The sequence below is a fragment of the Tistrella arctica genome, from assembly GCF_039630945.1.
Classification (GTDB): Bacteria; Pseudomonadota; Alphaproteobacteria; order Tistrellales; family Tistrellaceae; genus Tistrella; species Tistrella bauzanensis.
Genome location: NZ_JBBKTV010000028.1, coordinates 1 through 3161 on the forward strand (window position 1 = coordinate 1; position 3161 = coordinate 3161).

A 3161-nucleotide genomic window follows, 5' to 3' on the forward strand; every position below is an offset into this window, starting at 1 on the left:
GCGTGACCGTCGGCGGCACGGCGACCAGCCGGACGCTGAGCGGCACGGTGACGGCGATCAATGCCTTCATCGCCGCCAATGGCGTGAGCTTCACGCCGGCGGCGAACGCGACTGCCGATGTGACGCTGACCGTGACGGTGAATGACGGCGGCAACACCGGCACCGGTGGCGCGCTGACCGACAGTGCCACCATCACGCTCGACGTCACGGCGGTGAATGACGCGCCTGGTCAGCCCTCGCTGGCAGGCAATGTGGTGGCAGAGAACGCGGCGGGTGCCGTCATCGGCACGGTGACCGGCACCGACCCGGATGTCGGCGACACGCTGACCTTCACGGTCGATGACGACCGGTTCGAGATCGTCGGTGGTTCTCTGAAGTTGAAGGACGGCGTGGCGCTCGATTATGAGAGCGAGCCGACCGTCGATCTGGTGATCACGGCCACGGATGGTGGTGGCCTGACCAACACCCGCGCAGTGACGATCACGGTCACGGACGTGAACGAGGCTCCGGCCACGCCGACCTGGTCCGGTGTGCCGGTTGCCGAAAACGACGCCGGCGCTGTGATTGGCATGGTGACCGGCACCGACCCGGATGCCGGCGATACGCTGACCTTTACGGTCGATGACGACCGGTTCGAGATCGTCGACGGCACGCTGAAGCTGAAGGATGGTGTGGCGCTCGATTACGAGAGCGAGCCGAGCATCGACCTTGAGATCACGGCCACCGATGGCGACGGCATGCGGGCAAGGCGGGTTGAGACGATTTTCGTCAACAACGTGAACGAGGCCCCGGCCACGCCGGTGTGGTCGGGTTCGACGGTTGCCGAGAATGACGCCGGTGCCATGCTGGGCACGGTGACCGGCACCGATCCGGATGCCGGCGATACGCTGACCTTCACGGTTGATGACGACCGGTTCGAGATCGTCGACGGCTCGCTGAAGCTGAAGGATGGCGTGGCGCTCGATTACGAGACCGAGCCGAGCGTCGCTCTGGTGATCACCGCCACCGACAGCGATGGCCTGACCAATACCGCCAATATCACGGTCACCGTCGTTGATGACGGCATCGTGGCACCGACGCCGGTGTTGAGTGGCGGCATTGTGGCGGAAAATGCGGCCGGGGCGGTTATCGGCACGCTGCCGGACAATGACGGTGGCAGCTATGCCATTGATGATGATCGGTTCGAGGTCATCGACGTGGCTGGTGTTTTCACACTGAAGCTGAAGGATGGTGTGTCCCTCGACCGCGAGGTGGCGGCTGAGATCAGCTTGCGCCTGACCGCGACCGGTGCCGATGGCGGCACGGCGGCGGCCGATGTGCTGGTCCGTGTCACCAATGTCAACGAAGCGCCGTCGGCGCCGGTGCTCACCGGCACCGCGGTTGCGGAGAACGCGGCCGGCGCCGTCATCGGCACGATCGCGACCAGCGACCCGGATGTTGGCGACAGCCTGACGATCACGGTCGATGATGACCGCTTCGAGGTCGCAGGCGGGGTTCTGAAGCTGAAGGATGGCGTGGCGCTCGATCATGAGGCGGCGGCCACCGTCGATCTGGTGATCACCGTCACGGATGCGGGCGGGCTCACTGCCAGCGATGCGGTGACCATCACGGTTGGCGATGTGAATGAGGCGCCGACGGCGCCGGTGCTGACCGGGAATACTGTGGCCGAGAACGCCCCGGGCGCCAGTGTCGGCACGGTCACGACCAGCGATCCCGATGCCGCCGACAGCGTGACCCTGGCGGTCGACGATGCCCGGTTCGAGATCGTGAGCGGCGTGCTGAAGCTGCGCGACGGCATTGCCCTTGATCACGAGGCGGCCTCTGACATCACCCTGGTGCTGACCGCGACCGACTTGGCCGGCCTCGCGACGACCAGCCTGGTGACGATTGCGGTGGGTGATGTGAACGAGGCACCGGCGGCGCCGGTGCTGTCGGCCCAGACGGTGGCTGAGAATCTGCCCGGCGCCAGCGTCGGCAGCGTCGACGTTACCGATCCGGATGCCGGCGATATCGTCACGCTGACCGTTGACGATGCCCGTTTCGAGATCGTGGACGGCCTTCTGAAGCTGCGCGACGGCGTGTCGCTGGACTTCGAGACCGAGGCGACGGTTGACCTGGTGATCACGGCCACGGATGCGGGCGGGCTGAGCAGCACCGCGGCCTATACCATCACGGTCGTCGATGATGGCGTGACTCCGGTGGTGCCGGTGTTGAGCAGCAGCACGGTTGCCGAGAATGCGGCGGGTGCGGTGGTCGGTACACTTCCGGACCCCGCCGGTGGCAGCTATACGGTCAATGATGCGCGCTTTGAAATCGTCGAAGACGGCGGCATCCAGACGCTGAAGCTGAAGGATGGCGTGTCGCTCGATCGCGAGGCTGCATCCTCCATTCCCTTGATCATCACGGCGACGGGTGCCGATGGCGGCACGCTCGACGCGGCGCTGACGATCACGGTCACGGATGTCAACGAGGCACCGGCGGCACCGGTTCTGGATGCGACCACAGTTGCCGAGAACCGCCCTGGGGCCACGATCGGCCGCGTGACCGGCACGGATCCGGACGCGCCTGCCAGCAGCAATGGTCAGCTGACCTTCACGGTCGGCGATGCCCGGTTCGAGATCGCAGGCGGGGTGCTGAAGCTGAAAGATGGTGTCGCGCTCGACCATGAGGCCGCCGGCACGATCGGTCTGGTGATCACCGCCACGGATGGCGGCGGGCTCACGGCCAGCCGTGCCGTGACCATTACCGTGACCAATGTCAACGAAGCACCGGCAGCACCGGTGATCACAGGTGACACGGTTGCCGAGAACGCGGCCGGTGCCGTGATCGGCACGGTGACGGCGACCGATCCGGATGCCGGCGACACGCTGAGCTTCACGGTGGATGATGACCGCTTCGAGGTGGTCGACGGCCAGTTGAAGCTGAAGGACGGGGTGTCGCTGGACCATGAGACGGCGGCGACCGTCGATCTGGTGGTGACGGTGGCGGATGCCAACGGCCTGACCGCCAGCACCAGCCTGACCGTGAGCGTGTCGGATGTGAACGAAGCCCCGACGGCACCGGTTCTCAGCGGCAATGCGGTCGCCGAGAACAACCCCGGCGCGGTGATCGGCACGGTGACGAGCGGCGATGTCGATGCCGGCGACACGGTCGAGCTGACG

At 66.1% G+C, this 3161-nt stretch carries 1 pseudogene; it reads left to right on the forward strand.

What is annotated here, in order from left to right:
- Positions 1–3161 (forward strand): annotated as a pseudogene (locus WG924_RS28025) (tandem-95 repeat protein); the annotation flags it as partial.